The following is a 26,437-nucleotide window of genomic DNA, read 5'->3' as shown; positions in this document are numbered from 1 at the left end:
AACAAAATAGGAGATAGTGCAAACAAACGACAATATAGTGCAAACAACAGAGCGTATTGCGCAAATAAAACCCTGACATCTCGCAAATAAACTCAACTATCTTTTAGTTGCAAGCAATAAAACGCACGAAAGTTTGGAGCCTAAGGGAGGATCTAACTTGAAACAAACATCGAAAGATTGGAAAGTGCCAGCGATTTTGCTGGGGTCTTTAGGAATCGCGAGTATTGGAGACTTTATCTATCTCGTAGCAATCAACATCATCGTCTACCAAATGACAGGATCCGCCGCTGCAGTTGCAGGGTTATGGGTGATTAGTCCATTGACCAATATCGTCACAAAATTTTGGACAGGAAGTTTTATCGATTACAGAAGTAAGAAGAAAATCGTAATGGTGACATATATTTTACGAGCAGTATTTATTGCGTTGATTCCTTTTGCTTCTAGTCTTTTTGCGGTTTATACAATTCTTGTCTTTCTTAGTATTGCTAAAGCGTTTTTTGGACCAGCCTCAATGACTTATGTCACGATGCTAGTCCCACCAGCAAAGCGGAAGCGATTTAATTCGCTACGTTCATTTACATCATCTGGCGCGTTTATTATCGGACCCGCAATTGGCGGATCGCTTATTTTTCTGGCAAATTTAACAGTCACGTTGTGGTTGAATGCGGCGTTTTTCTTGATTGCAGCATTCTTGTTGTCTTTATTGCCAGAAACTGAAAAAATTGTACAGGAAGAAATCCCTGCACTAACTTTTTCGCAAGTGGTCAAAGATTTTAACGTTGTGTTGGATTTGATGGCAGACAAAAAGTACGTGTCTGCCATCTATCTTGGCTTTTTGGCAGTCATGCTATTTTCATTTGCGATGGATGTTCAGGAAGTGGTTTTTACTTAACAAGTAATTGGCTTGAGTAGAGTGGAATATAGCTTGCTCATCAGCATTACTGGAATCGGTTCGGTGAGTGGCGCGTTATTTCTGACATTCATTTCGAATAAAATCTCGATCCGCTCCATGATAGTAATCGGCATGTTAATGATGTCAGGAGGATACGTTATTTACGCATTTTCTTGGTCGTTCGTATCGATTGCGGTTGGCTTTATCATACTCGGTTTTTTTAATGTCTTTTTAAATGCAGGCATTGCAACGTTTTATCAAAACAATATTCCAGTTTCGGTAATGGGCAGAGTGACGAGCGTTTTTCAATTGTTTCAAAGTGTCTTTCAAATTTTTTTCATCTTGGCAATGGGCTTTCTCGCAGACATTATTTCGTTGAAATTAACAATTGCATCACTATCTATAATTATGTCAACAACCGCAATTATTTATTCATTTGCCGTTTGGCATCCGAAATATTCGAGGTGGTATGAGGAAGACACCGAAGACCTGAAAAAAGCTCGTATGATTTAAAAATACAAACAAGATTTGCCTACTAGCAGATTTGAATGAGGAAAAGATATTATGTCTTTAAAAAAAGGTGATGGTAGAAGATGAAAATAGAAACTAAGCGCTTGACATTAATGCCATGTGATAGTGGTTCAATTGAGATGATGAAAAAACAAGGTTACGACAATGGACCTCAATCTCTTAATCATATAAAAGAGCTGTCGAAAGACCCAACTTTATATGGATGGGGAAGTTGGTTGGTCCTTCGGAATTCAGATGGCATGATTATTGGAGATGCTGGATTTAAAGGAGCGCCGAATTCTAAAAAGGAAGTGGAAGTCGGTTATGGTTTTCTAGAATCTTGCTGGCATATGGGCTATGCGACCGAATCTGTCGAAAGCCTTGTAAAGTGGGCACTTGATTTATTGGTAGTAGAGAAAGTGGTTGCAGAAACCAGATTAGAAAATAGCGGATCAATCCGGGTTCTGCAAAAAGTGGGGATGGAGCAAGTTGAGAAAAAAGGCGATATGGTTTATTGGGAATTGACGAAGCAAAAGCATCAATTCCAATCAAAGAAGTAAAACTGATAAATAATATTATAGCTGCGTAACAGCTTTGAACAATAGACTGTTCCAAAAACCGTATTTCTTTTGAAACACGGTTTTTTGTTTTGAAAGACTATAGCATTTCTAGAACTTCATCAATATTTGTCCATTCATAAATCAGTTCATTAACTACTATTTCGCCAAATTGGAGTTGCACGGTATCAATCAACTGTGCTCCGTAATACTCGTAGAAAAATCGTGTTTTATTATCTTCAAGAACTTCGACAAAGACTTTTTCATAACTTAGTTTTTTAAATTGAAGAAATAATGCTTTCATCAGCAATTTTCCAATTCCTTGACTGTGATATTCATCGAGCAAATAGATAGAAGTTAAATCCCCAGAGTTAGCTACCGTATTCGTATCTCTTTTCGAAGCCGTACCAAATCCGGTGATGTGGCCTTCGTCAGTTTCTGAAACAACGATGTAATTGCTCTTGTCGGCAATGTTGTTTTCCCATAGAGTTGTCCGTTACTCATAGGACAAGCTCGTTAAAAATGCGCTAGGCAGAATCTCTTTATACGTAGTTTTCCAACTATCGACGTGGACTTTCGCAATTCCCGGTGCATCTTGTTCAGTCGCTTTTCTGGTTTTCATTAGCTCACTCCTCTCTAGAGAAAAACATAGCGTAAATATTGGAAATAGGCAGATCTGCAAACAAACTAGTATATTCCGCAAACAAATTCGGATTTCGCGCAAACAAATAGAGCGATCTTGCAAACAACCACGTCTATTCTGCAAATAAACCCCAACTTCCTGCAAACAAACAAGTACCCTTAAACCAACAACCGGTAAAAACACAAAACCCCAAACAAGAAAGCAGAAAATCGACTTCTTACTTGGGGTTTATTAACTAAATTAAACCAATTTAGTTTCTGAAAAGGCTGGGCGTTTCCACAAATACGTCAACGCTATTCCTGCTCCTAAAACGGCGGTCGCGAAGTAGAAGGGATAGTTTAAATCGATGTCGAACAAAATTCCGCCGACAATCGGACCAAAAATATTCCCGAGACTTGTAAACATCGAGTTCATTCCACCGGCAAAGCCTTGTTCGTTTCCGGCAATTCTTGATAAATAAGTTGTGACAGCGGGGCGCATTAAATCAAATCCGACAAACACCAACATGGTCACAAGGAGAATCGACCAATAACTCGAAACAAACGTCATGATGAAGACGAGACTTGTAGAAACGAGTAAACTATAGCGAATCAAGCGAATTTCGCCAAACCAACGAGTCAGTTTATCAAACAAGCCTACTTGGAAAATCACTCCGACAATGGCGCCAAGTGAAATAATGACGGCAATGTCTTTTGCGGTAAAGCCAAATTTATGGTCGACAAATAGCGCAAACAACGACTCAAAAGCAGCCAGTCCGAATGAAGAAATAAAGATCACCATAAACGCGATTGAATACATAGGAGAGAAAATCTTCTTAAAACCAGCTTTGGGAATAGGGTGAAAATTCTCTTCTACTTCATAACTACGATCGGGCTCTGTCAATGTGATTAGCGATAATATTGTCGCGAACAAGCCAAAGCCAGCTGCAAAGAAGAACGGCAGACGGGTGCTAATGTCTGCTAAAAATCCACCAATTCCAGGGCCTATGATAAATCCAGTCGAAATTGCGGCCGACATATAACCTAAAGCTTTTGGACGCGTGCTACTTGTTGTAATGTCGGCAATGTAAGCTGTAACTGCCGGCATGATAAATGCAGCACTGATACCGCCGAGAATTCGTGAAGCAAACAGCACTTCAACGGTTTGTCCAATACCGAATAAAAATTCGGAAATACTAAAAATGAGCAAGCCGATAATAATCATCGGTTTACGTCCGATATTGTCTACCCAACGTCCGGCAATGGGAGAAACGATGAGTTGAGCTAATGCAAAAGCGGAAACCATATAACCGACAACAGTCCCTGAAATGTTTAATTCGTTCATGATGGTTGGGGTAACAGGAATGACGAGTCCAATTCCTAAAAATGCGATAAATAGATTAAGCAATAATGTTGATAATACGAGTTTATTTGATTTCATGTAACGATCTCCTTATATTCATCGTGCCTGGTGAATTGGACTAACAGTTTCTAGCTATTACTTAGTCAAGCCGCGCCAAAAAATTGGCCAAACAGCATGGAGACGTTTGTTGTATCTTTCTACATCGGTATAAACGAGTTCAGTCATCGTTCCTTCAGTCATTGTCAAATACGCTAAAGCTATAGCCGAAAAATCCTCGGAATACAATACTTTTTCATGTCGATGCCGCTCTCGCAACAATCGAGTCAGATGTAAATGCAGGCTATCGAAAAAGGGATTAAACAGTTTCCCTACTTCTTTTTCAAGTTTAAGGGGTGGAAAATAAGCCGCGCGTAAAATGAATTTCATGCGCTCATTGTCTTCGCTTTCTTTAGCGAACCATTCAAAATAGCCGTAAAGAAGAGGTTCTAACGGTTCGTTTTTCATCGAATAAAAATAACTAGCAATTTGAGCTTTTTGCGTATCGAGAGAATAGTGAAGCGCAGAAATAAATAAGTCATCTTTTCCTTTGTAATGGGCGTATATCGATGGTTTTTTTATGCCGACTTCTTCAGCGATTTTACTGAGTGAAGCGCCTGCATAGCCTTCTTTTGCGAAATGGCTTACTGCGGTTTGTAAAATCAGATTAGCTTTCATGTCATCTACCTTCCTAACGGTCGTTAGGTAATGATCTCATGGACAATAAGCAAAGTCAATAAAATAGAAAAAGGCGTCTATTCATAACCTTGTAAGGAAATGAACGACGCCTTTAATTCGCTTTATTAAGTCAAAGAATTATCTACCACCGAGTAAATCGAATAGACCACCTGCGGCACTGCCTTCACCTTTTGAACGTCCAGCAGGGTTTTGGGGAGCTGCTGCAAAGACACGACTTGCTAAACGACTAAATGGCATAGATTGTATCCACACGCTACCAGGACCGCGCAATGTGGCGAAAAATAAGCCTTCGCCGCCAAATAATGCCGTTTTAATGCCAGGCACAGCTTCAATGTTGTAGTCTACGTCACCAGTCATAGCGACTAAGCAACCTGTATCAACGCGAATCACTTCACCTTTTTGAAGATTCTTACGGTAAATCGTACCGCCGGCATGGACAAATGCCAAACCATCGCCTTCTAGTTTTTGCATGATAAAGCCTTCGCCACCAAAAAAGCCGGCGCCGATTTTACGTTGAAACTCAATCCCAATGGAAACACCTTTAGCTGCAGCTAAAAATGCATCTTTTTGACAAATGATTTTACCATTCAAAGTACTTAAATCCATAGGAATAATTTTACCAGGATAAGGAGCAGCAAAAGAAACATGACGTTTGCCTGTTCCGTTGTTTGTGAAAGTAGTCATAAATAAACTCTCGCCGGTAATAATACGCTTACCTGCGCCCATCAATTTGCCCATCAAGCCACTGCCGCCTGAACTTTGAGAACCGTCACCAAAAATTGTCTCCATGGCAATGCCATCTTCCATCATCATTAATGCGCCGGCCTCTGCAATGACCGTTTCTGAAGGATCCAGTTCTACTTCGACAAACTGCATATCGTCACCATGCAATTTGTAGTCTATTTCATGATTGTTCATTTTTACTCCTCCTTTTTTCTCATAGGATTTATGTTATATAATAAATACGTCTTGAACGATAGAAAGTTTCAAAATATTGTGTAGGAAAAAACGGATAGGAGATGGGATAGATGAATGCACAAGAATGGATTACGCGACTTGATATGACTGCACATCCCGAAGGTGGCTATTATAAGCAATCGTTTGTATCAGCTGAAAAAATTACAACAATCGATCATCCGCAAGAGCGCAACTTGTACACGAGCATTTACTTTTTGCTACAGTCACATGATATTTCCCATTTTCATCGATTAAAGTCAGATGAAGTTTGGTACTTTCATGCAGGGGAAGCTGTTACAGTGCATATACTTGATAAAAATGGAAATTACCGTGCTGAAAAATTAGGTTTAAATATTGCTTCGGGTGAACGACCGCAAGTACTAGTAGAGAAAGGCAGCATATTCGGTTCGACAGTAGAAGCTGATGATGCATTTTCATTAGTTGGCTGTATGGTTTCACCTGGTTTTGACTTTGCTGACTTTGAATTGTTGATGCAGTCAGACTTATTAGAACGTTTCCCTGAACATGAGGGAATCATTAAAAAGATGGCTTACAAAAAAATTCCGAGTGCCCTATCGGATATTTAGGATAAATGCTAAACTTACAATAGACAAAGCAAAAGGATGAGGGAGAAAAATGGGGAGTCTTTTATTGATGTTTATCATTGCTGCAGCAATTTTTGTTGGCATTGCGTCTAAAAAGTTTTACAACAAACCTTATATTGTGAATTTTGGTATCGCTGTCATGATGGTTTTACTCGTTATTCAAACATTTATGATGACACCAATTGGCATACTTGGCTATGCCGCAATCATTATTTGTTCGATTGCATTTATATTTCAACTCGTTATGGGCTTCAGAAATTTAAAAACAGTAGCACAATAAATAAGAGAAGGCTTTTGATCTAAGATCAAAGCCTTTTTGTATGGAAAAATTATAGTTGGTTAAGAGCTGTTTCAACTTCATTATCCCCTGAAACCACTGCAAAGGTTTTGTTGAAAACATGTTCATTATCTAGCGCATTAAACAAAACACGAGCTACATCTTCACGTGAAATCTCTCCTGAATCTAAATCTTCTACTGCTAAAATTTTACCGGTACCGGGTTCGTTCGTTAAAATACCAGGGCGGATAATGGTATAAACCAATCCGCTGGCTCGTAAAATATTATCAGCATGATGCTTCGCCACATAGTAATGAGCCATATCTTCTTTCCACATAGCACGTTTGTCAGCATTAATAGCGCTAATCATAAGGAAACGTTCAGTACCAGTACGCTCAGCGGCTTCAATAGTTTTTGCAGCCCCATCCAAATCAATTAGCAAAGTTTTGTCTGCACCGGTTTTACCGCCACTACCCGCAGCAAAAACTACCGCATCGCAACCTTCCATCGCTTCTGTAATTTCCTCGACACTACCTTCAAGGCTAGTCAATACGGTTTCTACGCCTAAACTATTAAAAAAACTAACTTGCTCTTCTTTGCGGATCATTGCTTTCGGTGTGTGTGTGTCACTGCTTGCAAGCATTTTAACGAAATGCCTTCCGATTTGTCCGTTTGCTCCGACTACTAAAACTTTCATCCACAAACCCCCTTGATATTTTCACTCTATCTCCATCATATACGCTCCAAAGACTATTTCAAGTAGGGCTTTAGATTGTTTGTTCTGAAAAATGACAATTAGTCAAAAAGGGGACTATATTCTCAAGTTAACTTTAGTATAATGGTAAATATATTAAAAATGCTATTGCTAATGATTCAAGGAGGAACACAATGAACCCGATGTCTGAAACAAAAAAAACGTACATGAAAAAAACGACGCACAGAAGAGAGACACCGCCAGATTTTTCCCAGTTTAAAGGGAAAAGGCTTGATAAAGAACCAAGCCAGTTTCTTGAAATGGTTAAACATGCTTTATGGTTCTTTGCAGGAGCAGGCATTTTACTAGCGATGATTTTTTCGTTATTTTATTTTGTTTGAAACGAAAGGGGGACTATTGTATGATTCGGTATCCTGCAACAACTATAAAGACAATTGGTGTTACCGCTCCGTCATCAGGAGTTGGTAAGGAAAATCATGCGCTTTTAAAACAAGCAATCAAAAGGCAGGAGCAGAACGGTTTTACGTTTGTAACAGGTGATACTGCTTGGACTCAAAACATGGCCAAATCAGCTCCTGCTAAAAAACGTGCCGAAGAATTGATGGAAATGATGATAGATCCAGCTATTGATTTGATTCTTCCACCGTGGGGCGGGGAATTGTTGATTGAAATATTAGAATACCTGGATTTTTCGAAGATGCAGCCGAAATGGATTCTAGGGTATTCAGACCTTAGTGTCCTATTACTAGCTGTTACATTAAAAACAGGAATCGCAACAGCACACGGTACCAACTTGATCGACTTGCGTGGTGAACAAAGTGACGAAACTACAGGTCGCTGGCTATCGATTTTACAAACTAGGGCAAAGGGCTCTGTTGCCCAAAGTTCATCCACGTTGTATCAAAAAGAGTGGAATCATTCGATTCCATCTCCTGTCGTCTTTCATTTGAGTGAACCGACTGTATGGAAAACCATTTCAGGAGGGGAAGAAAACTTCTCGGGCCGATTGTTAGGCGGTTGCATCGATGTAATCCGTCACTTGATCGGAACTTCTTTTGGCGATGTCCAAAGTTTTAGGAAAGAGCATATTCCAGAAGAACCAGTTGTTTGGTATTTGGAAAACTGTGAGTTACCTGTAGCAGATTTAAAAAGATCGTTAACCCAAATGAAATATGCAGGTTGGTTTGATCATTGTACCGGCATCATTTTTGGTCGAAGTCCTGCAAATGAGCCAAATCAAGAATATACAGTGGAAAAAATGTACGAGGATTTAGCAGAAGAATTGGATATACCGATTGCTTACGATATTGACTTAGGACATGTGCCGCCACAACTCACCTTTGTCAACGGCGCTTACGCAGAAGTTCGAGTGGTAAATGGAAAAGGGACCATCACACAGCAATTTATATAAAAAGGATGTTGTTTATGGAATTTCGCCAACTCACCATTAAAGATACGCAAGCGTATTACGACTTGCGTATTGAGGCTCTAAAAAACAATCCAGATGCGTTCGCGACGAGACTAGAGGATGCACTGAAAAACCCAATTGAAAAAACAGCACAAAACTTGGCGATGAAAAACGCCTATACGTTTGGTGCATTTTCAGAAGGAAGATTACTAGGAAATGTAACTTTGGTGCGCAATTTAGCACCAAAGTTACACCACCGGGGTTCAGTTTATGCGGTATACGTAACACCTAGCGAAAGAGGCAAAAGACTGGCTAGTCGTTTAATGCACCAACTTTTTGAGTTTGCTAAAAAAATGCATGGGCTAGAGCGTTTAGATTTAGCAGTCGCAAGTGAAAACAAGGCAGCTATTGCCTTATATGAACAGCTTGGTTTTGAAAAATACGGAACAGACCCACAAGCTATGAAAACACCTGAAAAATACATCGATGAAAATCTGATGGTAAAATTCCTATAGCAATTGAAAAAAGGTGAATTGGACAACTCCAATTCACCTTTTCCTTATTCATTCAATTTATACAGTTTATCATCGTCGTCTGCTGGTGTACCCCGACCATCAGTGTTATTGGTTATGAAATAGACAGCGTCTTCATCTGACAAAACATCTCGAACACGACCAAAGCCTTCAATTGAATCTGTAACTACAGCATTCTCTGGATCTACCACTTTAATAGCAGTTCCCCTAAGTGCCGCAACGTATAGAAAGCCGTCGTGCATCGTGATACCACTCGGAGCCCAAGTTTCATCTGAGCCAGTAGTGAAAAATGGAGATTCTAATCCATCTTCAGTTGCATTGCCTTCAATGGTTGGCCATCCGTAATTATTGCCTTCTTCAATAATATTGAGTTCATCATTAGCCGATTGACCGTGTTCAGAAGCGTACATGATGTCTTCGTCCCAAGTAATACCTTGAGGGTTTCGGTGACCTGATGAGTAAATTTCAAATTCATCGGAAGAATTGAGCTTTAAAATTTTGCCATTCACGGATCCTAAGTCTTGAGCAAGCTCTGGAGTAGAGGCATCGCCAATCGTTGCAAAAAGTGTACCGTCTTCATCTAATGCTAAACGGCCGCCGTGATGAACATTGCCTGTTGGAATGCCTTCTAGTAAAACTTGGCTTTCTTGCCATTCACCATTTTCTAACACAAGTGTGATAATTTTATTGAAATCTTTGCCGTTGCGTTCGTAAACATAATAGCCATAAGCTTTCTTGTTTGTTTCAAAATCTTGCTTTAAGACAAATCCTAAAAACCCAGCTTCTGAGGCACCCGAAAGCTTATCTGAAAAGTTAACTTGTTGATGCGTCACTGTACCATCTTCATCAATATAGGCTACGTTGCCAGTTCGTTCTGAAATATAAAACTCATTACCCAATTTATTAATTGCCCACGGCGTCTCTAATCCTGTGGCAATTTCTTCAAAAGGTGCCGTTGCTTTTTCAGGGTCAGCAGCTGAGTTATTGCAACCGGCTAAAAGCAATATCGACAGTGAAGCCATTAAAATCTTTTTCACGAAAAAAACCTCCTTTTCATTATTTTAATGGAAGGGTGCGTCGATAGGAAATAATACAATGAGTTTTTGACAGTTTGCATTGAGTAGAAGTTATTTTCGTGATTTTTTCGTTGTATAGGTAAACAAATTTCAAGGAGAAGGTACAGTGTATTTAACAATATCAATAGTGTTATCGGGTATATTAGGGTTGCTCTTATTTGTGGTGGGTCCATCATAAAAGGGTTTCAAAACATGTGCCGAAATCTGATCATGCAAGAGAGGCGTATGAGAATTATTTAAATGAGAGACAAACAGAAGGCGAGAGATAGAGTTTCTTCTCAACATAAAAAGAAGACCTTAGCCGACTCGAGATGGCTAAGGTCTTCAGTATTTCAAACTGGCTTTTTTCTCGTTTGCATAATTTCTACGATAACAAATCCGAACGTAACGCCTAATAACACGTTAATGATCAATGGATTTAAGTATTGATCGCGGAAAATAGTTGCGACTGTCAATATATAGAAAGCAGCTTGGGTGAGTTTTGCAATAAACGGAATCGCGTCTTTCGGGTAGCGAGTACGTGCCAACTGAAATACAAGAAAAGCCAGCAACAAAACCAAATAATGAGGCCATGAGAAAACGGAAAATACATTATTGATTACTGCGAAAAGCATGAGCGGAATAAAATAAAACAAAAGCGATTTCACGTGAAAAGCCTCTTTTCTGCTTATTTTTTCATGTTGTTTTGTTGTTTACGACCAAATAGTAAATACAAATTATAAATCGAGAAAATAACCGCGATGGTAACAATAACGACCGAAATCATCGGATAAACAGATACTCCATTTTGCATCATTTCATTGATTCGTGTGTAGACGATCCATGGTCCAATGACCAGTATAAAAATATCAAGTGCGGTACCAAGTTTTGTTCTCATGAGCTTCCTCCAATAAAAGATGATAACTTAATCTTATCAGACTTTAACACTGGCGTATGCATAGAAAGAAAAACAGCCGCCCATAAAAACCAAGGACGACTGCAAGTTTGTAACATTATTTATGTGCTCGAAGTTCAGTTCTTGCTAGGGCATCCGCTGCACGGTTTTGAGAATCAGGAATCCATTTAATAAAGCAATATTCAAACTGATCGCCAATTTCTAACGCCCGTTCCAGTAAAGGCTTGAATTTCGGGTTTTTAATAAACCTTCTTTCAAATGCATCAACCGTTACTTGTGAATCTGATTTGATTGAAATCAGTTGAGGTGACAATTCTTTGGCAAGTTCCAAACCTTTAACGAGCGCTGTAAATTCCGCAGTATGATTGTCCATTTCACCCACATATTCGCTCCAGTGAATAACATGACCTTCCCCGCGAATAAAAACGCCAATAGCACTTACTTGTGGCGTACCAGCACTTGCGGCATCTACAAACACTTCTAACATCCAATCACCTACTTTTCGTCAATGGGCGTAATCATTTTTGCTAAATAGCCAAATGGCGTATCCAAGATAGAAACAATAAATTTCAACACATAAGTCGAGAAGAAAATTTGGAGCCATACATCAAACGGAAACACTCCCCAAAATGCAATCGAAGTAAAAATTAACGTATCTAATAATTGGCTGAGTAAAGTAGAGCCGTTATTACGAATCCAAAATTGACTATCTTTCGGAAAGATTTTGCGAAGTGCCCCGAAAATGATAACGTCTAAATGTTGGCTGGCTAGATAAGCAATCATGCTACCGATAGCGATTTGCGGGATAAGGCCAAAAATCGTTTCTAAAGAACTTTGAGCAAAATCACTGTCAGCAGGTATAAACTTAATGCCAAATTGCATCACTAACACCATGATTAGCAGAGAAGAAAAGCCAAGCCATACTGCTTTTTTCGCCTCTTTTTTGCCATATTTTTCATTTAAAATATCGGTTGCTAAAAATGTGGAAGCATACAAACTGTTGCCAAGTGTAGCAGTTAAGCCAATGATTTCAATGGTTTTCGTAACTTGGATGTTGGCAAGGACTGTGGAAATCGCCACCCAAGCAAACAAACCTGTTTTTCCGAAACATTTATACATGATTAATAAAAGAACAAAATTGAACAAGGCAAAGCCAAGTCCCCAAAATTCATTAAACAAAAAACTTCCTCCTTAGTTTTGGTAAAGCGGGAGTTTGCGAACCGCTTCATACCTTGAAATATCCTCAGCTAGTATAACTATTGTTGGTATAAAAAACAAATGCGTAGTAGAATGAGAAAATGATGTTTTGCTAAGAGGTGACAAAGTGAAGAAAATTTCTATTATAAATGAAATTGATGAAATGCTGACGACTTATTGTGACGGTTGCTTTGTGAGGTCTCAAATCCGAAAAGATGAAGGGAAAACGGCTGCTCACAGGTTTTGTATTAGCAATTGTACAGTTGGGACTCAACTGCAATTTCTGGGGGAAGAACTTAATAAAATTGGAACCAGAACGAAACAATAACTGTTTTCTACTAGCATACAAAAAGCAGGAACGGAAATCCGTCCCTGCTTTTTTCTTTTTTTATTTGTTATTCTGAGTCAACTTCGATAACATTTGCAGCCTGTGGTCCACGGTTGCCATCAATAATATCGAAAGATACAGTTTTGCCTTCAGTTAATGTACGAAACCCATCACCTTGGATGCCTGTAAAATGGACAAATACATCATCGCCATCATTATACTCAATAAATCCGTAACCTTTTTCTGAGTTAAACCATTTTACTGTCCCTTGGTTCATACAAGTTCCCCCTAGTATTGAGTATGTCATGGATCTATAGACGCCATGTTATGGATGGCTATACTATACATGAAGCCTATGTATACGTCAATAATCGTTGGGAATACAGGCATTTTGGAGTCACTTCAGGTTATAATAGAAGAAACAAGCGATAGGAGCGGAAGAATGGATCAGGAAAAAATCAATCAATGTCAAAATAAAGTAAAGAAAATTTATGAGCAGTTTGATGCGAGCCACGACTGGCAGCATATTGAACGCGTCATGAAAAACGCCAAAATGATTTTGGCGCACGAAAACGCAGATGTCTTTATCGTTGAGTTAGCGGTACTGCTACACGATGTTTCAGATCCAAAGTACAAAAAGCCAAATGAAGATTTAGAGCGTGAGATATTAGAGGGTTTGGACTTAACCAATAAGCAACGCCAAGAAATACAAGATGTCATTGCGTCTGTCTCTTTTAAAGGTGGAAACGGTAAGCCCGCAACTAGTAGCGAAGCCAAAATTGTTCAAGATGCAGATCGCCTAGATGCAATTGGTGCAATTGGCATTGCTAGAGCTTTTGCATACGGGGGAGCTAAAGGACGTAAACTATACGATTGGAACGAAAAAGCACGAACGGAAATGACCGAGCAGGAATACCGGGAAGCGCAGCCAAGCAGTGTTACGCATTTTTACGAAAAGCTTTTATTGCTAAAAGATCAAATGACAACGGAAACTGGTAAGCAGATGGCTGAAGAACGCCACGAATTTATGCTATCCTTTTTAAAGCAACTTCAAACAGAAACGGATGGGAATAAATGAGCCACTTAAATATTACGAAATTAACAAAAACAGTTGGAGCCAAAACATTATTCAAGGATGTCGAATTTTCATTGTATCCTGGAGAACGTGCCGGATTGATCGGTGTAAATGGAACAGGAAAGTCGACCTTGATGTCGATATTAGCAGGATCAATGGATGCAGACAGTGTTGTCATGGATCATCCAAAAAAATATCAAATAACCTATTTGATGCAAGAGCCTGAGTTTGATGAGTCATTAACGGTACTAGAAACAGTATTCTCAGGAGAATCTCCAATTCTCGCATTAAATCGTGCATATGAAAATGCATTAAAAAATATGATGGTCGATTCAAGTTCGACACAACTTCAAGACGAATTGATGGATATTCAAGAAAAAATGGAGCAGGAAAATGCATGGGACATTAACGCACTTGCAAAAACTGCCTTGTCGAAATTGGGTATCGATATGTATGACCAATCGGTTGGTGAGTTATCAGGTGGGCAGCGAAAACGTGTAGCTCTTGCAAAAGCATTGATCGAACCAGCAGATTTAATCTTATTGGATGAGCCGACCAACCATCTTGATGCGGTTTCGACAGAATGGTTACAAGAAACGCTGTTACGTATGGGATCAGCTATGCTTTTCGTGACGCATGATCGTTATTTCTTAGATGCAGTATCTACCCATATATTCGAAATTGCAGATCAAACAATGTATACACACAAAGGGAATTACGGTGATTACCTTGAAAACAAAGCAATTCGCGATGAAATGAACGCTTCCTCTCAGCAAAAACTTGAAAACCGATTCCGTTCAGAATTAAAATGGATTCGTCGTGGTGCAAAAGCACGTTCGACAAAACAAAAAGCGCGGATTCAACGCTTTGATGAAATTAAAGAAAATGTACAAAAAGAAAATGACAACACATCGCTTGAACTATCGATGCAAAGCCAACGCCTTGGTAAGAAAATTATCGAAGGTAAGGATATGGGCGTCGCTTATGGCGACAAACAAATCTTCAGTGGATTTGATTTCCTGTTACAAGGTGGAGATCGCATCGGAATTGTTGGACCAAACGGTGCGGGGAAATCGACATTAATGAAAATGTTAGCGGGAGAACTTGAGCCGACGACTGGCAAAATGGAATACGGCAGCACAGTGAAAATTGCTCACTTTACGCAGCATTTGCCTGAAATGGACGAATCACAACGAATGATTGAGTATATTCAAGAAACGTCAAGTGATTTTGAAGCGGAAAAAGGCGTCCGTTTATCTGCTACCCAAATGCTTGAGCGTTTCTTATTCCCATCAAATGGTCACGGCACACAAATTGGCAAATTATCCGGTGGCGAGCGCAAACGTCTGTATTTATTGAAACTTTTAATGGAACAACCAAATATTTTATTCTTAGATGAGCCGACAAACGACTTGGACATTCAAACACTATCCGTGTTGGAAGATTTCTTAGAAAACTTCCCGGGCGTTGTTATTACGATTTCGCATGATCGCTTTTTCCTAGATCGCATCGCGCAGAAATTATGGACAACAGGTACTGGGAAAATTGAAGAATACCAAGGACTTTATTCGGAATTTATAAAAGAGAAAAACAACCCTGTGGCTCTTGCTGAACAAGAGTTAGTAGAAACTGTCGTGACGGAGCCTGTAAAGTCAAAAAAAAAGATGAGCTATAAAGATCAACTAGAGTACGATAGCATCTTAGATAAAATTGCAGAAGCTGAAGCAAAGATCGAAGCTCGCGAAGAAGAGATGGCTTTAGCTGGTGCAGATTACGATAAATTGCAACAGCTGACAGAAGAAGTGAATATGTTAACTGCAGAGTATGATGCATTGGTTGAACGTTGGACTTATCTTCAAGAAATCGCAGAAGCGTAATCGACTAATTGCAGGAGGGATTTTAGTGAAAATTTTAACGATAGAACCGACACCAAGCCCGAATACGATGAAAGTAATCATCGATCAAGAATTGCCATTTGGCAAAAGTCATAATTACAATAAAGACACTATAGAAGCTGCTCCAAAAGAAGTTCAAGAATTGCTTACGATTGACGGCGTTAAAGGTGTTTATCACGTTGCTGACTTCTTGGCAGTCGAACGCATTTCGAAATTTGATTGGGAAACTATTTTAGCTCAAGTACGCAATGTCTTTGGTGAAGACCGTGAACATATAGGTGACGAAGTAGAATTAGATGAACATTTCGGCGAAGTATATGTCCATGTTCAGGAGTTCAAAGGCATTCCGTTGCAAGTCAAAGTGTTCGATAACGCATCAGAAGAACGCTTTGGGATGTCTGAGCGATTTGTTACAGCGATGAAACAAGTGATGGACCCAACTGAAGAAAATTATTTAATGCAACGTAAATGGGCGGATTACGGCGTGCGTTATGGTGATAAAGCAGAAATTGGCAAAAGTATGGTAGAAGAAATCGAAGCGGCTTACCCACAACAACGCTTAGATGCATTAACAGCAAAAAAAGATACAGAACAACACGAAGCAGCACCGCGTGGACGCAAAATCTCCCCAGAAGAATTTAATGCGCCCGACTGGGAAACGCGTTTTCAGCTACTCGATCAAATGATCGAAGCGGAACTGGACGATTTGCCATTATTATCGCTTGCACTTGATGACGAAAAAATGTCAATTCGCCGACAAGCGGCCATTTTCCTTGGGGATATCAACGATAAAGCAGTTGTTTCTTATGTGGAACGTGCAATGAAAGACAAAAGCTGGGCTGTACGTAGAACTGCAGGTGACACCATTAGTGATTTGGGATTTGAAGAGTTTGAGCCAATCATGATTGAAACCTTAAATGATAAAAACAAATTGGTTCGTTGGAGAGCGGCAATGTTTCTATATGAAACGGGTACAGAAGCAGCATTGTCAGCATTAAAAAAAACAGAAAACGATCCTGAATTCGAAGTGAAATTGCAGATTAAAATGGCCATTGCACGTATTGCAGAAGGTGAAGATGCGAAAGGTTCTGTTTGGAAACAAATGACCGAAGCAAGACAAGCCATGAAAGGTGAATAGAAAAAACCGGTGACTTTTGAGTCGCCGGTTTTTTTATTTTTACCTAGATTTTCAATAATATGTTTTTAACGGTTATTTAAGAGGTAAGGAGCTTTTAGTTGATTTTTTCTGACAATCATCATTTACGAGGAGGAATAACGAATGAATGCGAATGTTTACTCAGTAGAAATTTTATATAGTGGAAAATACGAATCCTGGGAATTTGCGAGTCGAGAAAAACTTGATTCTTTTTATGAAAAAGTGATTCATGAGTTTAATGATCAAAAAGTCAACAAACAAGATGAAGAAGTAGATGACACAAGAATTGTCCAGTTGTCTTCTAATAACTTAGAACTTCAAGATGACGGTGAATACGCTCAAAATATGACTATTGAATGGTTCGATTACGATGCCTTTAGCAAAATGCTCGATTTTATTAATCATGAATTTGAATGAATAAAGTCTTTAGACCTAATGTGTGTAAAAACGTCTGGAAGCTGTCTATATTTAGCTAAAACATCGCAGCGTTGAGATATTTAAGGTATACAGTTATTACACGTAACTACCCATAAAAGCTTGGCTACCATGTATTTTTATTTAATAAAATAAAAAAACTACCCAATTGGGGTAGTTTTTTACTTTGTCAGAAAACGCCGTTTCATGGTAAAAACTATTATAAACATGGCATAAAGTAGGTATATAAAATCATTTAATGATACAAAAGACAATAATCTACTCTTTTTTTCTAAAAAAAATTAAAAATATTAGGTCCATGTGTACGTTTTTTGTTAATAAATTTATGATATCTTTTAAGTATACATAGGAGGGTTTCAGGTGAATCTTACGGTCAATGGAATAGTATTGAGTCAAAAAAGAAGTACATTAATTATTAGAGAGCTTATCAGAGAATCAGTTGCTGAGCATGCAAAAGACGTAGAAGAGTTTTTAAAAGATTATACGGTAGAAGAAATGGGAACTACCATAACTCTTCGCCCACCATCAGCTGAAGGTATTCAAATATCACTATTCAAGTCATCCTGATGGGTGGCTTTTTAAATTGTCTTATAGATAATAATAGATAGCTTGATAAATGCGTAAACGCAAAGTTAAACACTGCTAAATAATCGAATCAACAGTCTTGGAATAAATAATAATGTGTTCCAAACAGCGGATAAGAGCAATTCAAAAACAATTTGAATACTAAGGTCTTTAAAGAAATCAGTAATGCAATTGTCTTTCTTCTTTTTCTTTTTCATGGATTTCTCCTATCATTTAAGTTTCTTGTTTAGAACCCACTCGATTAATGTCACTTCTGATTTACTCGTGAATGCCTTTAATGCTTTTCCCATCTAAAAAAGCATGACCAGATTGTAAAATATGAATCGTAGCAAATGCGTATCGACTATAGACTTTTTCAACTTGTTCATTAATAGGGTGAACCCATAATTTTTCTAGCTGCATCATTTGAGCTTCTTTTTGTATATGATGTAAGACAAAACCAATTAATCCTTTTCCTCTATTTTTCTCGATAGTCGCAACACTTTCGATACGACCTTGATTTTTATGTACAAATAAGCACGCTGTCGAACTAGGTTTGCCATTAACTTTTAATAAATAATGCGTATAACGATTGTCTTTAAACTCTGTTTCAAAAGCCTTTTCGCGAACTGCTTTTCCACCAAATTCTTTAATCTGACACTCGACCCACGAGGCGTCATGATAATTCGTATTGTTTACTTTTTCGACCGTTACATGGTCAGGGATTGATAATGACGTTAGTTCTTTGTTCCATAACTGAATAGGTTGAGGAATTTCTTCATACTGAAAGCCGTTATTTTTTAATTGGGCAATAAAACTTGTCAGCGAATCGATATAATCTAAATAAAATCGTGGCGTAATTGAGTGAGATCTATAAAATGACACCACTTCATCGATTACTTTTTCAGGGTGTTCGGGCTGTTCACTTACATATGCATGATTTGCATCATAATAATCTGGTTGGTGTTCGTTTAAAAACAAAGCACCCCATGGACGATCATGTTTGGTGGAAAATGACTGCAACAATGCAAAGTCTAATTCGTTAATTTGTTTTAGTAAATCCATCTGTTTTCACCCTCATCCCTTTAACTTAAATCTAATCATACAGAACTAAACTAATAAATTCATAAAAAAATCACATTTAAATCGGCATACTATGAAATTCAGGAGCATCTAGGTTACACTTAAGTAGATAAAACTTAGAGTTTTTAGAAAAAGTTTAAACGAAAAGGGGCGAAAAGCATGAACGCATATGATGAATACATGAAGGGCATTGTGGTGCCGATGCGCCAGGAATTGGCTGGAGCAGGATTTACAGAATTGTTGACGGCTGAGGAAGTAAATGACCATATGAGTAGCGCTAAAGGAACAAGTCTAATTGTGATTAACTCAATTTGTGGCTGTGCAGCAGGATTGGCACGTCCAGCGGTTATAGAAGCGCTTCAAACAGTAGAAGCAAAACCCGAACATTTGGTAACGGTCTTTGCAGGACAAGATAAAGAAGCGACAGCGCAAATGCGTCATTATTTTGAAGAAGTTGCTCCGTCTTCACCATCGATTGCGGTAGTCAAAGATGGCGAGTTGGCACATTTTATTCCACGCGAACAAATAGAGGGTTATCCAATGGAACAAATTCGTGACCATCTAGCACAAGCGCTTGAACAGGTGGCCGCTCAGTGAAAACGGTCGTCACAACAGCTTCTCGCTCAACTTCATCTATGATGGAGTGGGCGGAGCGAGTTTCAACAGAACTGTCGCTTCAGCAAGTGGTACGCAATAAGCGCTCTATTAAGAAAATGCATGCGGATGAATCGTCTGATTTGTTGATTTGTTTAAAAGAACGACTCGAGTTTTATCCACTGGGTAAAACGGAGCCGTTCTTTTTTCATCCGAATTCAGCTGCGTATCGGACGAAGAGACCGCTCGAGGAAGATCCGTTAGTTGTAGTTTCTAATTTAAAGCCAGGAGACTCTTTTTTAGATTGTACTTTAGGTCTTGCATCAGACTCTTTGGTCGCTTCTCAGCGCGTAGGGAAAGGTGGGCACGTTATTGGTTGCGAAAGTCATCCGATTCTTGCTTACGTCGTAAAACAAGGGTTAAAACAATATAGTGGAATGCCGCACTTAATAGACGCGATGAAACGAATAGAAGTGGTTTCTTGTGATGCCGTTTCGTTTCTAAAAAAACTTGAGTCGAATTCTATCGATGTCATATACATGGATCCGATGTTTACAGAAGAAATTACAGAAGCAACAAACTTTACAGCAATTAAAGGCTTGGCTAATCAAGGTCAGTTAACAGCACAATGGGTAGCTGAAGCTAAACGGGTGGCTAGAAAGAGTATTGTGTTAAAAGCGCATTTCAGCTCTCAGGATTTTGAACGGTTTGGTTTTGTGCGACGCGTGCGACCGAATACTAAATTTCACTACGGTGTGATCATTCTCGCACAGGAAAATAACTAATCGAAGTAAGATTGAAGAATAGCATCTATTATCGCCAGATTTTTCAATCTGATTTGCGAAATAAGATGCTATTTTTATTTTGTTAATTTAATTTGTAAATGATAAAGCATAAAAAGAAATCAAAGCCAAGCAAATCTCTTGAAACTATATACCCCCTGTGGTATATTTCGAGTACATTCAATTGATCTTATTTTTTAGGAGGAAGCGATTATGTCAAACCAAGTTACAGTTTACTCAACAGATACGTGCCCTTACTGCACAATGATGAAAAATTTTCTGGAACAGAATAATGTTGCGTATACAGAAGTAAATGTGCAGCACGATCAAGCGGCAGCTAATCGCCTCGTGCAAACAACTGGCCAAATGGGCGTACCACAAACAAATATAAACGGTGAGTGGGTTCTCGGTTTCGATCCGAATCGCGTTTCGGAATTATTGAACGCATAAACAATTTACATTATGAATAAAATACTAATTAAAAACCAAATTATTAGGAGGAATTATAGATGAAATCGATTTCTACAAAAGAGCTACAGACATTATTAGAAGAAGGTAAAAAAGTAAACATTATTGACGTGCGTGAAACATCAGAAGTGGCGACTGGAAAAATTCCTGGAGCTGTGAATATGCCTTTAGGGTTATTGGAATTCAAGATGAACGAATTGGACAAAAAAGAACAATACTATGTGAACTGCCAAGCAGGCGGACGTAGTAGCTCTGCATGCAAATTTTTAGACAACCAAGGTTATAATGTAACAAACGTTGAAGGCGGCATGATGGCATGGGAAGGCGACATTGAGTAATGACAAAGCGACTCGTATTGATGCTCGCAATTGTCAGTGCGCTACTGTTAGCGGCGTGCGGACAAGAAGCAGATTATGAAACTATCCAAATCGATCAAGTGGCTGAAAAGCAAGATGCCGGCTACACTGTATTGGACGTTCGCGAACCGTTTGAATTTGATCAAGGGCATATCCCAGGGGCGCAAAACGAGCCACTTACGGGAATGCAAAATGGTGATTTTGAAGGTATTCAACAAGACAAAAAATACGTTGTCATTTGCCAGTCTGGCAACCGGTCTCAACAAGCGAGTGAATTGATGCTTGAAGAAGGCTATGAGTTTGTAAATGTAGCTCAAGGGATGTCTTCATGGGAAGGCAACGTAGAAAAATAGGCGATTATTGAAAAAATGAGTTAAAACAAATAAAAAAACTCCCTAAATTTTAGGGAGTTTTTTTATTTGTTATTAATCTGTAAATGAAAGTGAAGTCAAGTATCCGAGCATAAATAGGAGACCCAATCCGATCAATAATGATGCATCCACGAAAATTCCTCCTTTTCAAAAAAAAACAAGGCGTTGTTAATGACTTTATTGTACAATGAATTTCAAGAAGATGAAACCTTTCCCCGTGAAAATCGTATAAATAAACAGATATGTTACTAAAATGTTCATAAAGAAAAGGTGATGTTCATGAAAAATTGGTGGCAAAAGTCGCTGATGATTGCAGTTGCCGTTTTGACATTGGGCGCAATCTCTCCGAATCATTTAATCTGGGAGTCGCTTTTAGACGAAAAGGGTCAACCAAAATCACACGCAGCGGAAAGTGATAACAAACAATATATTTATGATTGGGTAGATCCGAGCGAGTTTTATGACACAAATGACTCCATATTCGATTTGGCTTATCAATCTGCAGAAGAGCAGGCGTATTTGAAATTTGGATCTCGAATCGGTCCTGTCATTCAAGATGAATTCCAAACAATGATTTTGCCAAACATTCAGCGAGCAATCGACGTTCATTTGGCAAGTCTAGAAGACGGCAAACTGAAAACCTTGGCAATTTCCGAAAAGCCGTCAGGTGATTATGCTGAAAAAATATTCCATATTTACGATACTAAAACAAATATAGACGAAATTCGTTTTCATGTTCGAACAGAGAAAAAGCCTCAAGTAGGTTATTCTTTTAACTTCCATTATCATATAGCTGAAGATAACTTCCAAAAACATATTACTCTAGGTGATATCTATTGGTCTAAAAACACACCGCCAAAATGGCTTTCTTAAACCGTTCACTTTGTGACGGTTTTTTGTTTTGATAATTTTATGAATAGGTATTATTAGTTCAGATGTGTCCTTAGTCAATATTTTTGTTATGATTAAACTTAACAACGGAGGCGAATTACATGAAGCAATATTTAGAATTATGCGAACACATTTTACATAATGGAGCAACAAAAGAAGATCGAACGGGTACAGGAACATTGAGTGTTTTTGGCCATCAAATGCGATTTGACTTGACGCAAGGATTTCCATTAATGACAACTAAAAAAACGGCATTCCGTTTAATTGTATCTGAACTACTTTGGTTTATTAAAGGAGATACAAACGTTCGAGCATTGCTACAAGACAATAATCATATATGGGACGAATGGGCATTTGCCCAGTGGGTAGAAAGTGACGAATATACAGGGCCGGATATGACAGATTTTGGTCGTCGTGCCCAGAAAGATCCTGAGTTTGCAGAACTATATAAACAGCAGATGCAAATTTTCCAACAACAAGTGATTAATAACCCGGTATTCGCTGGGAAATACGGGGATTTAGGTCCGGTTTACGGTAAGCAATGGCGTTCGTGGGCAACAACAGAAGGCGAAACGATCGATCAATTAAAAAATGTCATCGAATCCATTAAAAAGAATCCGGATTCCCGTCGACATCTTGTTACCGCATGGAATCCAGAATTTATAGACGACATGGCCTTACCGCCTTGCCATATTATTTTCCAGTTTTACGTAGCAGATGGAAAACTTTCATGTCAGCTGTATCAACGAAGTGCAGATGTCTTTTTAGGGGTGCCGTTTAATATCGCTTCTTATGCATTGTTGACACACCTTATTGCCCGTGAATGCAATTTGGAAGTTGGCGATTTTGTTTACACAACAGGCGACACACATCTATATTCAAATCACTTATCACAAGTAGAAGAACAACTAACTAGAGAGCCAAAACCGCTTCCAACATTACATATTAATGAGGAAGTCGAATCCATATTTGATTTAACGCTTGCAGATATCACGATTGAAGGTTATGATCCACACCCGCGGATAAAAGCACCCGTTGCGGTTTAATGGGCAACAGGATTTCGTTAAATAGAGTTTAACACCCGTAAAAAGCGGGGTAGGAGGAATATGTATGATTTCATTGATGGTAGCGCATGATCCTAACCGGGTCATTGGAAAGAATAACGAATTGCCTTGGCATATTCCTGCTGATTTGGCTTATTTTAAAGAACATACGATTGGAAAAGGCATTGTTATGGGTCGCAATACGTATGAATCTATAGGTCGTCCGCTTCCAAAACGCCGTAATATCGTTGTGACACGCAACGATTATTACGAGGCAGAAGGCGTAGACGTGGTACACAATTTGTCTGATGCCATCAAATTGGCAAAAGAAGCACATGAGGAAGTAATGATTATTGGTGGAGAACAAATTTTTGAGTCGGTATTACCTGATGCTGATCGCCTTTACATTACATTAATTCACCAAGAATTTGACGGAGACACTTATTTTCCGGAATATGGCCGTGAGTGGAAACTTGTTTCAGAATCGGAGCAGCAAATTTCAAATGATGTAGCTTTTTCATATTTAGTATACGAAAGACGGAAAAAGAAAAATGCCCATGCTTAATTCTTTTCGTACATTCTCCTTTATTTTTGGCTATTTGCCATTTAGCGCAATAAGTTTGAGGAAATTCATGAAACAGAAGAAACAATTGTCTCTTGAGGAATATGATCAACTAATTCATACGGAACCGCAAAAATGGGCAACGGGCATTATGAAGCGGACGAAAAGTAAAGTGTCTATTCAAGGGCTTGAAAAATTACCTGAAGGACCTGTGCTGTTTGTCAGTAATCATGAAGGAAACTTTGATATTCCAACATTGCTTTCTACGATTCCAAAACCATTTGGTTTTATTTCTAAAAAAGAAGTAAAAAAATTCCCTATCATTCCGATGTATATGGAAGAGATGAACTGTGTATTTTTAGATCGAACCGATCGCCGAAGTGCATTGAAATCGATTACAGATACAGTAGAAAAGTTGAAAGAAGGCCATTCAATTTTGATTTTTCCTGAAGGAACGAGAAGCAAAGGTGATGGCCTTGGTGAATTTAAAGCAGGTTTCTTGCGTATTGCAAAAGATGCAAATGTATCGATTTTACCAATTGCAATCCATGGAACTGCGGATATTATGGAAAAAAACAACAATAAAGTAATGCCGGCAACTGTACAAGTTCAACTTTTGGATCCGATTTCTAGTGACACAATAAAAGAAATGAATACAAAAGAGGCAATAGCAATGATTCATTCAAGAATTGCTGAAACGATTGTTACACTATCTATGCAAAAATACAATTTAGATTAATATTACTGAATAGCAATTTACATGGTTTTCTTGCAATTCCATTACTTAAATCTAAGTGAAGAAAAGAGTGATTTCATGTCAAAAATTCATATCGTCACGGATTCGACCGCTGATTTAAAACCGGAGGTCATTAAAAAATATGATTTACATGTAGTTCCATTGAGCATACAAGTCGGTGGAAAAACTTATTTGGATCGAGTAGATCTTGAACCAGAATCTTTTCTAGAGTTAATGAAAAATACAAAAGAAATGCCAAAAAGCTCCCAACCAGCTCCGGGCGTTTTCAAAGAGTTGTATGACAAGCTAGGTGGAAATGGGGATCAAATTTTATCTATCCATATGACTGGAGGGATGAGTGGTACTGTTGAGTCTGCAAAAACAGCAGCTCAACTCTCTGATTCAGACGTCACGGTCGTTGATTCTCGTTATATTTCGCACGCTTTAACTTTCCAAGTTTTTGAGGCAGCTAAAATGGCCAAGGAAGGAAAGTCGATGGACGAAATTGTTGCGCGAATAGAGCAAGTTCGCCTCAATACAAAACTGTTTGTAGTGGTAGATACACTAGATAACCTTGTGAAAGGCGGACGAATCGGAAAAGGTCGTGCGTTATTAGGATCCTTGATGAAAATCAAGCCGATCGCTTCTTTAGATAGTGGTGAATATACACCAGTTGCTAAAGTTAGAAGCCATAAGCAAGTAGTAGATTATTTAATGAAAGACTTTCTCGACCGGACTACAGGCAAGCAAGTAAAAGGTGTTGGTATCGCTCACGCCAATGGACTTGCAATGGCAGGTCCGTTGCGTGAAAAAATTAAAGAAACCGGTTTTGACGATATTCAATTTGACTTTACAACGCCAGTAATTTCCACGCACACAGGAATCGGTGCAATAGGATTTATGTATTATACCGATTAACGATAAAGTACAGTCCTATGTAAAAAAGGAGAGACGAATTTGAAACGCATCCTGTTAATCGTCATTTTGTCCACGGGTATAGTAGCGGGGTGCAGTCCAACGTTTATCTTTGGCAACGAAGAGGCAGAGCCGAGAAATGAACCATCAATCGGTTCTTATACGGTACCGCCGAACTTTAAACCTCAAGCCGTCATCATCACAGCTCTTGGTGATTCGTTATCTCAAGGAGTTGGTGATGAAGCAGATTTAGGGGGCTATACAGGCAGGTTAGCAGCCGAAATTCAAACTTGGCAGGGAATTGAAGGGGTCGCTGTTGAAAACACCGCTAAAAGGGGTCGACGTAGCGATCAATTGCTAGCAATGTTCCAGCAAGGCAAACTAACGGGTCCTATTTCAGAAGCAGATTATTTAACTATGACCATTGGTGGAAATGATGTTATGCGAATTGTGAAACGCGATTTGTTTTCACTGAATATAGAAGCTTTCGATGATGAATTGGTTTTCTATGAAAGCCGCTTTGATACGATTCTGACTTCGATACGAGAGATCAATCCAACTGTGCCTATTATTATGATGGGCATTTATAATCCTTTTTCGCTCGTAACGGATGAAGTAGAAGAATTTGATCAAATTATAGACTCTTTTAATCAAGTAATGCAAAAAAGGATAGATGAAGATCCTCAGGCTTGTTTTGTGCCTGTCAGTGATTTATTTGTCGGTAATAAAAATTTGGTTTACCATTCCGATTTTTTTCATCCCAATAGTAGAGGTTATGACTTGATGACAAAGCGTATTTTAAAGAGGATGGAAGAATGTGGATTGAGTTATGAAGAATAGGG

At 38.7% G+C, this 26,437-nt stretch carries 39 protein-coding genes; 25 read left to right on the top strand and 14 right to left on the bottom strand.

Features of this window, described 5'->3' with window-relative positions:
• Positions 1–157 precede the first annotated feature (157 nt).
• The 3 genes from BBI08_RS17410 (at position 158) to BBI08_RS09400 (ending at position 1,962) form a co-directional block, all read left to right on the top strand.
• Positions 158–892, top strand: coding sequence for an MFS transporter (locus BBI08_RS17410; RefSeq protein ID WP_008499166.1), 735 nt, complete (start codon positions 158–160; stop codon positions 890–892).
• Positions 893–904: 12 nt separating this feature from the next.
• On the top strand, positions 905–1,405 hold the full coding sequence (locus BBI08_RS17405; RefSeq protein ID WP_330217585.1) for an MFS transporter: 501 nt from the start codon (positions 905–907) through the stop codon (positions 1,403–1,405).
• Between the two features lie 80 nt (positions 1,406–1,485).
• A complete protein-coding gene (locus BBI08_RS09400) occupies positions 1,486–1,962 on the top strand; it encodes a GNAT family N-acetyltransferase (RefSeq protein WP_065528019.1) in 477 nt (158 codons plus the stop codon).
• A 97-nt stretch (positions 1,963–2,059) separates the two neighbouring features.
• Here the strand turns inward: BBI08_RS09400 and BBI08_RS09395 are convergent, their stop codons facing one another.
• The 5 genes from BBI08_RS09395 to BBI08_RS09380 form a co-directional block, all read right to left on the bottom strand.
• The gene (locus tag BBI08_RS09395; protein ID WP_330217588.1) at positions 2,060–2,431 is read right to left on the bottom strand and encodes a GNAT family N-acetyltransferase; all 372 of its coding nucleotides are present in this window, start codon (positions 2,429–2,431) and stop codon (positions 2,060–2,062) included.
• Between the two features lie 24 nt (positions 2,432–2,455).
• Positions 2,456–2,581, bottom strand: coding sequence for a hypothetical protein (locus tag BBI08_RS17400; RefSeq protein ID WP_330217584.1), 126 nt, complete (start codon positions 2,579–2,581; stop codon positions 2,456–2,458).
• A 261-nt stretch (positions 2,582–2,842) separates the two neighbouring features.
• Positions 2,843–4,021: an MFS transporter gene (locus tag BBI08_RS09390; RefSeq protein WP_008499162.1), complete on the bottom strand. Its 1,179-nt coding sequence runs from the start codon at positions 4,019–4,021 to the stop codon at positions 2,843–2,845.
• 57 nt (positions 4,022–4,078) lie between these two features.
• Positions 4,079–4,657: a TetR/AcrR family transcriptional regulator gene (locus tag BBI08_RS09385; RefSeq protein ID WP_008499161.1), complete on the bottom strand. Its 579-nt coding sequence runs from the start codon at positions 4,655–4,657 to the stop codon at positions 4,079–4,081.
• A 138-nt stretch (positions 4,658–4,795) separates the two neighbouring features.
• A complete protein-coding gene (locus tag BBI08_RS09380; protein ID WP_008499160.1) occupies positions 4,796–5,596 on the bottom strand; it encodes a TIGR00266 family protein in 801 nt (266 codons plus the stop codon).
• A gap of 110 nt (positions 5,597–5,706) precedes the next feature.
• On the opposite strand from BBI08_RS09380, the gene BBI08_RS09375 reads away from it, so the two are divergent.
• Both BBI08_RS09375 and BBI08_RS09370 read left to right on the top strand, forming a co-directional pair.
• Entirely contained in the window at positions 5,707–6,222 is a 516-nt protein-coding gene (locus BBI08_RS09375; RefSeq protein ID WP_008499159.1) for a cupin domain-containing protein, read from the top strand.
• Between the two features lie 49 nt (positions 6,223–6,271).
• A complete protein-coding gene (locus BBI08_RS09370) occupies positions 6,272–6,520 on the top strand; it encodes a hypothetical protein (protein WP_040851340.1) in 249 nt (82 codons plus the stop codon).
• Between the two features lie 49 nt (positions 6,521–6,569).
• Here the strand turns inward: BBI08_RS09370 and BBI08_RS09365 are convergent, their stop codons facing one another.
• Positions 6,570–7,214 carry an SDR family oxidoreductase gene (locus BBI08_RS09365; RefSeq protein WP_065528018.1) on the bottom strand — a complete coding sequence of 215 codons (645 nt, stop codon included), beginning with the start codon at positions 7,212–7,214 and terminating at the stop codon, positions 6,570–6,572.
• Positions 7,215–7,405: 191 nt separating this feature from the next.
• Here BBI08_RS09365 and BBI08_RS09360 point away from each other — a divergent pair, with 191 nt between their 5' ends.
• From BBI08_RS09360 to BBI08_RS09350, 3 genes are read left to right on the top strand one after another with little or no spacing between them, the layout of a single operon-like run.
• The gene (locus BBI08_RS09360) at positions 7,406–7,612 is read left to right on the top strand and encodes a hypothetical protein (protein WP_065528017.1); all 207 of its coding nucleotides are present in this window, start codon (positions 7,406–7,408) and stop codon (positions 7,610–7,612) included.
• 20 nt (positions 7,613–7,632) lie between these two features.
• On the top strand, positions 7,633–8,643 hold the full coding sequence (locus tag BBI08_RS09355) for a S66 family peptidase (RefSeq protein WP_008499156.1): 1,011 nt from the start codon (positions 7,633–7,635) through the stop codon (positions 8,641–8,643).
• 14 nt (positions 8,644–8,657) lie between these two features.
• Entirely contained in the window at positions 8,658–9,155 is a 498-nt protein-coding gene (locus BBI08_RS09350; protein ID WP_008499155.1) for a GNAT family N-acetyltransferase, read from the top strand.
• A gap of 44 nt (positions 9,156–9,199) precedes the next feature.
• Here the strand turns inward: BBI08_RS09350 and BBI08_RS09345 are convergent, their stop codons facing one another.
• The 5 genes from BBI08_RS09345 to BBI08_RS09325 all read right to left on the bottom strand — a co-directional run bounded on the left by BBI08_RS09345 (position 9,200) and on the right by BBI08_RS09325 (position 12,323).
• Positions 9,200–10,210 carry a PQQ-dependent sugar dehydrogenase gene (locus BBI08_RS09345; RefSeq protein WP_008499154.1) on the bottom strand — a complete coding sequence of 337 codons (1,011 nt, stop codon included), beginning with the start codon at positions 10,208–10,210 and terminating at the stop codon, positions 9,200–9,202.
• 371 nt (positions 10,211–10,581) lie between these two features.
• On the bottom strand, positions 10,582–10,863 hold the full coding sequence (locus BBI08_RS09340; protein ID WP_237146530.1) for a hypothetical protein: 282 nt from the start codon (positions 10,861–10,863) through the stop codon (positions 10,582–10,584).
• Positions 10,864–10,916: 53 nt separating this feature from the next.
• Positions 10,917–11,126 carry a hypothetical protein gene (locus BBI08_RS09335; protein ID WP_008499152.1) on the bottom strand — a complete coding sequence of 70 codons (210 nt, stop codon included), beginning with the start codon at positions 11,124–11,126 and terminating at the stop codon, positions 10,917–10,919.
• Positions 11,127–11,241: 115 nt separating this feature from the next.
• Entirely contained in the window at positions 11,242–11,631 is a 390-nt protein-coding gene (locus tag BBI08_RS09330) for a ribonuclease HI family protein (RefSeq protein WP_008499151.1), read from the bottom strand.
• An 8-nt stretch (positions 11,632–11,639) separates the two neighbouring features.
• Positions 11,640–12,323, bottom strand: coding sequence for a queuosine precursor transporter (locus BBI08_RS09325; RefSeq protein ID WP_008499150.1), 684 nt, complete (start codon positions 12,321–12,323; stop codon positions 11,640–11,642).
• Positions 12,324–12,468: 145 nt separating this feature from the next.
• Here BBI08_RS09325 and BBI08_RS09320 point away from each other — a divergent pair, with 145 nt between their 5' ends.
• Positions 12,469–12,669, top strand: coding sequence for a zinc-finger domain-containing protein (locus tag BBI08_RS09320; protein ID WP_040851337.1), 201 nt, complete (start codon positions 12,469–12,471; stop codon positions 12,667–12,669).
• Between the two features lie 67 nt (positions 12,670–12,736).
• Here BBI08_RS09320 and BBI08_RS09315 read toward each other — a convergent pair whose 3' ends face one another.
• On the bottom strand, positions 12,737–12,946 hold the full coding sequence (locus tag BBI08_RS09315) for a cold-shock protein (RefSeq protein WP_008499149.1): 210 nt from the start codon (positions 12,944–12,946) through the stop codon (positions 12,737–12,739).
• Between the two features lie 165 nt (positions 12,947–13,111).
• Here BBI08_RS09315 and BBI08_RS09310 point away from each other — a divergent pair, with 165 nt between their 5' ends.
• The 5 genes from BBI08_RS09310 to BBI08_RS09290 all read left to right on the top strand — a co-directional run bounded on the left by BBI08_RS09310 (position 13,112) and on the right by BBI08_RS09290 (position 17,797).
• Positions 13,112–13,747: an HD domain-containing protein gene (locus tag BBI08_RS09310; protein ID WP_008499148.1), complete on the top strand. Its 636-nt coding sequence runs from the start codon at positions 13,112–13,114 to the stop codon at positions 13,745–13,747.
• Positions 13,744–15,621 (top strand): ABC-F family ATP-binding cassette domain-containing protein, encoded by a 1,878-nt coding sequence (locus BBI08_RS09305; RefSeq protein WP_065528016.1) that lies wholly within the window; start codon positions 13,744–13,746, stop codon positions 15,619–15,621. The genes BBI08_RS09310 and BBI08_RS09305 overlap by 4 nt, the downstream gene beginning before the upstream one ends.
• Before the next feature lie 25 nt (positions 15,622–15,646).
• Positions 15,647–16,777, top strand: a complete 1,131-nt coding sequence (locus tag BBI08_RS09300; protein ID WP_008499147.1) for a conserved virulence factor C family protein — start codon at positions 15,647–15,649, stop codon at positions 16,775–16,777.
• A gap of 141 nt (positions 16,778–16,918) precedes the next feature.
• On the top strand, positions 16,919–17,212 hold the full coding sequence (locus BBI08_RS09295) for a hypothetical protein (RefSeq protein ID WP_008499146.1): 294 nt from the start codon (positions 16,919–16,921) through the stop codon (positions 17,210–17,212).
• A gap of 378 nt (positions 17,213–17,590) precedes the next feature.
• On the top strand, positions 17,591–17,797 hold the full coding sequence (locus BBI08_RS09290) for a hypothetical protein (RefSeq protein WP_008499145.1): 207 nt from the start codon (positions 17,591–17,593) through the stop codon (positions 17,795–17,797).
• A gap of 65 nt (positions 17,798–17,862) precedes the next feature.
• Here BBI08_RS09290 and BBI08_RS17135 read toward each other — a convergent pair whose 3' ends face one another.
• Together BBI08_RS17135 and BBI08_RS09285 are read right to left on the bottom strand one after the other, a co-directional pair.
• Positions 17,863–18,012 (bottom strand): hypothetical protein, encoded by a 150-nt coding sequence (locus BBI08_RS17135; protein WP_169819299.1) that lies wholly within the window; start codon positions 18,010–18,012, stop codon positions 17,863–17,865.
• Between the two features lie 61 nt (positions 18,013–18,073).
• Positions 18,074–18,859: a GNAT family N-acetyltransferase gene (locus BBI08_RS09285; RefSeq protein ID WP_065528015.1), complete on the bottom strand. Its 786-nt coding sequence runs from the start codon at positions 18,857–18,859 to the stop codon at positions 18,074–18,076.
• 177 nt (positions 18,860–19,036) lie between these two features.
• On the opposite strand from BBI08_RS09285, the gene BBI08_RS09280 reads away from it, so the two are divergent.
• The 11 genes from BBI08_RS09280 (at position 19,037) to BBI08_RS09230 (ending at position 26,435) form a co-directional block, all read left to right on the top strand.
• Positions 19,037–19,474 carry a BrxA/BrxB family bacilliredoxin gene (locus BBI08_RS09280; RefSeq protein WP_008499141.1) on the top strand — a complete coding sequence of 146 codons (438 nt, stop codon included), beginning with the start codon at positions 19,037–19,039 and terminating at the stop codon, positions 19,472–19,474.
• Positions 19,471–20,256, top strand: a complete 786-nt coding sequence (locus BBI08_RS09275; RefSeq protein ID WP_083383308.1) for a class I SAM-dependent methyltransferase — start codon at positions 19,471–19,473, stop codon at positions 20,254–20,256. Before BBI08_RS09280 ends, BBI08_RS09275 begins: the two co-directional genes overlap by 4 nt.
• A gap of 210 nt (positions 20,257–20,466) precedes the next feature.
• A complete protein-coding gene (locus tag BBI08_RS09270) occupies positions 20,467–20,703 on the top strand; it encodes a glutaredoxin family protein (RefSeq protein WP_008499138.1) in 237 nt (78 codons plus the stop codon).
• Positions 20,704–20,762: 59 nt separating this feature from the next.
• Positions 20,763–21,059 carry a rhodanese-like domain-containing protein gene (locus tag BBI08_RS09265; protein ID WP_040851334.1) on the top strand — a complete coding sequence of 99 codons (297 nt, stop codon included), beginning with the start codon at positions 20,763–20,765 and terminating at the stop codon, positions 21,057–21,059.
• Complete coding sequence (locus BBI08_RS09260) at positions 21,059–21,430, top strand: rhodanese-like domain-containing protein (protein ID WP_083383307.1); 372 nt, start codon at positions 21,059–21,061, stop codon at positions 21,428–21,430. The genes BBI08_RS09265 and BBI08_RS09260 overlap by 1 nt, the downstream gene beginning before the upstream one ends.
• Positions 21,431–21,727: 297 nt before the next feature.
• A complete protein-coding gene (locus BBI08_RS09255) occupies positions 21,728–22,321 on the top strand; it encodes a YpjP family protein (protein WP_008497534.1) in 594 nt (197 codons plus the stop codon).
• A 119-nt stretch (positions 22,322–22,440) separates the two neighbouring features.
• On the top strand, positions 22,441–23,385 hold the full coding sequence (locus BBI08_RS09250; protein WP_008497533.1) for a thymidylate synthase: 945 nt from the start codon (positions 22,441–22,443) through the stop codon (positions 23,383–23,385).
• A gap of 64 nt (positions 23,386–23,449) precedes the next feature.
• Complete coding sequence (locus BBI08_RS09245) at positions 23,450–23,947, top strand: dihydrofolate reductase (RefSeq protein ID WP_008497532.1); 498 nt, start codon at positions 23,450–23,452, stop codon at positions 23,945–23,947.
• A gap of 67 nt (positions 23,948–24,014) precedes the next feature.
• The gene (locus BBI08_RS09240) at positions 24,015–24,683 is read left to right on the top strand and encodes a lysophospholipid acyltransferase family protein (RefSeq protein WP_237146529.1); all 669 of its coding nucleotides are present in this window, start codon (positions 24,015–24,017) and stop codon (positions 24,681–24,683) included.
• Positions 24,684–24,758: 75 nt separating this feature from the next.
• On the top strand, positions 24,759–25,598 hold the full coding sequence (locus BBI08_RS09235) for a DegV family protein (RefSeq protein WP_008497527.1): 840 nt from the start codon (positions 24,759–24,761) through the stop codon (positions 25,596–25,598).
• 39 nt (positions 25,599–25,637) lie between these two features.
• Complete coding sequence (locus tag BBI08_RS09230) at positions 25,638–26,435, top strand: GDSL-type esterase/lipase family protein (protein ID WP_065528013.1); 798 nt, start codon at positions 25,638–25,640, stop codon at positions 26,433–26,435.
• Positions 26,436–26,437 lie beyond the last annotated feature (2 nt).

This window comes from Planococcus halocryophilus (assembly GCF_001687585.2).
Classification (GTDB): Bacteria; Bacillota; Bacilli; order Bacillales_A; family Planococcaceae; genus Planococcus; species Planococcus halocryophilus.
Note: the sequence above shows the minus strand (reverse complement) of the source record. Positions and strands in the feature narration are given on the sequence as shown.